2 protein-coding genes are annotated in these 5,026 nt (G+C 60.6%); both read right to left on the bottom strand.

From position 1 onward, the window contains the following. The coding region (locus ODQ19_RS27815) for an amino acid adenylation domain-containing protein (RefSeq protein WP_442962789.1) at positions 1 to 4,649 on the bottom strand (4,649 nt) is incomplete at its 3' end. 10 nt (positions 4,650 to 4,659) lie between these two features. Beyond that, the coding region (locus ODQ19_RS27810; RefSeq protein WP_330211818.1) for a phosphopantetheine-binding protein at positions 4,660 to 5,026 on the bottom strand (367 nt) is incomplete at its 5' end.

The following is a 5,026-nucleotide window of genomic DNA, read 5'->3' as shown; positions in this document are numbered from 1 at the left end:
TCGGCCGAGAAGCCGGCGTCGGTCTGGTTCCATAGCTGCAGGATATGTTGTTGCTCAGCCTGGCCCAGCAGACTCAATTGGCTGATGGGTTGCTGTTGGTCGGTAACCATTGCCTGCAACAGGTTCTGCCAGTGGCCAGCCATGCGCTCGATGGTAGAAGCCTCGAACAGATCGGTGGCATACCCCAGTGACGCCCAGAGCCCGTCCGCTCCCTCCTGAACATCCAGGTCCAGATCGAAATGTGCGGTACGCCGGTCCCACGCCAGTCCTTCGATGCGCAAATGGGCCAGTGACTGTGGCTCATCACCTGGACGCCCTTCGGCCTGGTGATTAAACATCACCTGGAACAATGGATTGAGGCTCAAGCTACGCTCGGGCTGCAAGGCCTCTACCAGTTGTTCGAAGGGCAGTTCCTGGTGCGACTGGGCATCCAGCGCGCGCTGTTTGACCTGGGCCAGCAACTGGGCAACGGTAGTTTGCTCATCGATCTCGGCCTTGAGCACCTGGGTGTTGACGAAGAAGCCGATCAGCCGTTCGGTCTCGATACGATTGCGGTTAGCGATCGGCACACCGACGCGAATATCCTGCTGGCCGCTGTAACGGTGCAACAAAATCTGGAACGACGCCAGCAGCAGCATGAACAGGGTCACGCCCTGTGCCTGGGCCAAGGCCTTGAGTTCGGCGGCCAGGGCGGTTGGCAGCGGCACATCCAGCCGCGCACCGCGATGGCTCTGTTGCGCCGGACGCTGATGATCGAACGGCAGTTCCAACACCGGCTGCTCACCGCCGAGCAGGTCACGCCAGTAATCCAGCTGTCGGGCCTTTTCGCCGGCCTCCATCCAAGCACGCTGCCACACGGCATAGTCGGCATACTGGATCGGCATATCCGGCAGTTGCGGCGCCTGGCCTTGGCTGAACGCGGCATACAACTTCACCAGTTCTTCGACCATCACCTGCATCGACCAGCCATCGGACACGATGTGATGCTGCACCAGCACCAGCACATGATCGTCCTCGGCCAGGCGCAGCAAGGTCACACGCAGCAACGGCCCTTGCTGCAAATCAAATGGACGGGCGATCTCGGCTTCGACCTGCTCCTGCAGATCAGCCTCTGCGACCTGGTCCAGCCTGATCGGCAAAGCAGCGTCAGGCCGAATCACCTGCAGCGCTCCGTTCGGTTGCTCCTGCACACAGGTGCGCAGGCTTTCGTGACGGGCCACCAAGGCATCGAAACTGCGTTGCAGTGCCGAAATATCCAAAGCGCCCTTGAGTCGCAATGCACTGGGGATATGGTACGCGGCACTGGAGGGGTCCAGTTGCCAGAGAAACCACTGGCGCTCCTGCGCGTAAGAGAGTGGTAGCGGTTGTTCGCGACCGACCGCGAGCAACGGTGGTGCCTGCTCGTCCTCACGCTCCTCCAAGGCTTGCAGAGCGGTGGCGAAACCTTCCAGACGCGGTTGCTCGAAAACCAGTTTCAGTGGAACTTCACGGCCCAATACATGACGCAGGCGCGAGACCACCTGCATTGCCAAAAGCGAGTGTCCGCCCATTTCGAAGAAGTGATCGGCCAGCCCTACCCGTTCAGCCCCAAGAATGTCTGCCCAGACGGCGGCAACCTGTTGCTCCAGTTCCGTGACCGGGGCAACCCACACCTGTTGTGAATGACTGGCATCCGGTTTCGGCAGTGCCTGGCGATCCAACTTGCCATTCGGGTTCAGCGGCATGCGCTCAAGGAAAATCAGGTGCGCAGGCATCATGTAGTCCGGCAGCTGTTCACGCAGGATCGGCTTGAGTGCCTCGGCATCGTGCTGTTCGGCTACCAGATAGGCCACAAGCTGGTTATCGACAGCCAGTACCAAGGTTTCACGCACACCCGCCTGGGCCAGTAGCAGCGCTTCGATTTCCCCCAGTTCAATGCGAAAGCCGCGAATTTTCACCTGATGGTCAACCCGGCCGACGTACTCGATCACGCCGTCGGCGCGGTAGCGCGCCAAGTCTGCGGTGCGGTAAAGACGCTCGCCGGGTTCACCGAAAGGGTCCGGCACAAAACGCTCGGCTGTCAGCACTGCGCGTTTCAGATAGGAACGCGCCAAGCCACAGCTGCTACCGATATACAGCTCGCCCACGGCGCCCAACGGCGCCAGGTTCAAGTCGCGGTCCAGCACATACAGGGCGCGGCCCGGCAGCGAGCGGCCAATCGGGCTGGCGGTGGCGCCGATGGTTTCAGTACCGGACGTGCAATCCAGCACGCTCGATACCACCGTGGCTTCGGTCGGACCGTAAGTATTGAGCAAACGCACATGGCCAAGACCGGCTTTCAACCATTGCGCTGGGCCATCTAGCGGCATGGCTTCGCCGCCAATATGAATTTGACGCAATGCACCGTAGGGGCGAGGGCCAGCTGCCAGGCAGTCGAGCAGAAACAGGTTCCAATAGGCGGTTGGCAAGTCGGCCAGGGTGATGCCTTGGGCAATAATTTCGTCGTATAGCCGCGCGCTGTCCCACAGCTCGGGGCCGCGCAGGACAACCGTGGCGCCATGGGTCAGCGCCGGGTACAACTGCTCGACAAACCCATCGAAGTTCAGGGTAGCGAATTGAAGCACGCGGTCTTCGGCGGTCAACTGCGAGTAACCGGCGGCAATACTGGAGAATTCGGTCAGCGCCGCATGGTTGATAGCCACGCCCTTGGGCTTGCCAGTGGAGCCCGAGGTGTAGATCACGTAGGCCAGGTTTTTAGCGGTAACGGCCACCTGCGGATCGTTTTCAGGGCACAGCGCCAGGCGTGCATCTGCCAGATCGACCGTCGCCATGCCTTCAGGCAATGGCATCGCCACATGGGCTTGGGTCAGCACCAGGCGCACGCCACTGTCTTCAAGCATATGCAACAACCGCTCACGCGGGTACTGCGGGTCAAGCGGCACATAGGCGCCGCCGGCCTTGAGTACCGCCAACAGGCTGACCACCATGTCGAACGAACGCTCGACCGCTACGCCCACCAGCACTTCCGGGCCAATGCCCTGGTCAATCAGGTGATGGGCCAGACGGTTGGCCTGACGATTCAGCTCGGCATAGCTGATGGACTGATTGTCCAGGCACAGGGCAATCGCATCAGGCCGTTGCCGGACCTGGGCCTGGAACAAGCCGTGCACGCCCACGACGTCTTCAAACGCCGCGGCGCTGCGGTTCCAGTCTTGCAATAGCCTGCGTTGCTCGTCATCAACCAGCATCCCGAGCTGTGCAATACGATTGCCAACGCGCCCCACCACCGCCCGCAACAACATTTGCCAGTGCTCGGCCATACGCCGCACCGTCGCAGCCTCGAACAGGTCGGTCGCATAGCTTAGCGAGGCCCAGATCCCTTCCGGAGATTCCTGGGTATCCAGGCTCAGGTCGAACTGCGCACTCTGGCTGCCCCACTCCAGAGCCTCCACGCCCAGGCCTGGCAACTGCTGCTCGCCACGTGGCCCGCGGCCTTCGGTCTGGTGATTGAACATCACCTGGAACAACGGGTTATGGCTCAGGCTACGCTCGGGCTGCAAGGCCTCCACCAACTGTTCGAACGGCAGGTCCTGATGACTTTGGGCCTCCAATGCACGTTGCTTGACCTGGGCCAGTAACTGGCTGAAGGTCATTTGCCCGTCGATGTCCGCCTTGAGCACCTGGGTATTGACGAAAAAGCCGATCAGCCGCTCGGTTTCCGCGCGATTGCGGTTGGCAATCGGCACACCGACACGGATATCCGACTGCCCGCTGTAGCGATACAACAAGGTCTGGAAGGACGCCAGCAACAACATGAACAGCGTCACGCCTTCGCGCTGGGCCAACGTCTTGAGTCCGGTGACCAATGCCGCGTCCAGGCCGATATCGAGCCGGTCACCGCGGTAGCTCTGCACGGCCGGGCGCGGGTGATCCAGCGGGAGTTCCAGCACCGGTTGCTCACCGCCCAACTGCGCGCACCAATAGCCCAGCTGACGCTCTTTTTCGCCGGCCTCCATCCAGCTGCGCTGCCACAAGGCATAGTCCGGGTATTGGATCGACAAATCCGGCAGGCGTAAATCATGGCCTTGGCTGTACGCGACGTACGACTGCACCAACTCGTCGACCATCACTTGCATCGACCAGCCATCGGAGACGATGTGGTGCAGTACCAACACCAACACGTGCTCATCGGGTGCCAATTGCAACAACTTGACCCGCAACAGCGGGCCTTGTAGCAGATCGAAGGGCTTGACGATTTCTGCTTGCACCAGCCGTTCAAGCTGCGCGGCATTAGCGCTTTCAAAGGCGATTTCAAGCGACAACTCGGGCCTGACCACCTGCAGCACTTGGTCGACATCCTGATGCAAGTAAGTACGCAGGCTTTCGTGGCGGGCTATAAGGCTATCGAAGCTGCGCTGCAAGGCGGCCCGGTCCAGGCGACCTTTCAAGCGCAAGGCGCGCGGCAGGTGGTAAGCCGGACTCTGCGGCTCCAACTGCCACAAGAACCACTGCCGCTCCTGAGCATAAGAGAGCCGAAGGGGCTCACCTTCCTGGCGCTTGAAAACCGGGGCGATCTCAAACAGGTTGATACCTTGCTGTTTGAGCATAACCGCCAACGCTTTCTTTTGTTGCGCCGAAAGTGAACCTACCGACTCGATTAATGCTTGCACGCCACGCCCCTCAGGAAATCAATTTATCCAAATCTTCTGCTGATAGACGTTTGAGGGCCTCCAAGGATTTAGCCAATGCGTCCTGCACCGGCGAATTATTTGTCTGCTGGGCCGCCACATGGGCGCTGAAATCAGCCAGCGTCGGGGTGGTAAAGATCGATTTGACGTCGAATTCAGCGTGCAACTGCTCGCGCAGGCGCACCACCACCTGGGTGGCCAGCAGGGAATGCCCGCCCAGTTCGAAGAAGTTGTCGTGCATGCCCACCCGTTCAACGTTCAGCACCTCGGCCCAGATCGCGGCGATCTGCTGTTCCAGCTCGCTTTGCGGGGCGACGTATTCCCGGGCTTGCAGGTTGGCGTCGACCTTCGACAGGGCT

The organism is Pseudomonas sp. AM4(2022), from assembly GCF_036346515.1.
GTDB lineage: Bacteria > Pseudomonadota > Gammaproteobacteria > Pseudomonadales > Pseudomonadaceae > Aquipseudomonas > Aquipseudomonas paracarnis.
Note: the sequence above shows the minus strand (reverse complement) of the source record. Positions and strands in the feature narration are given on the sequence as shown.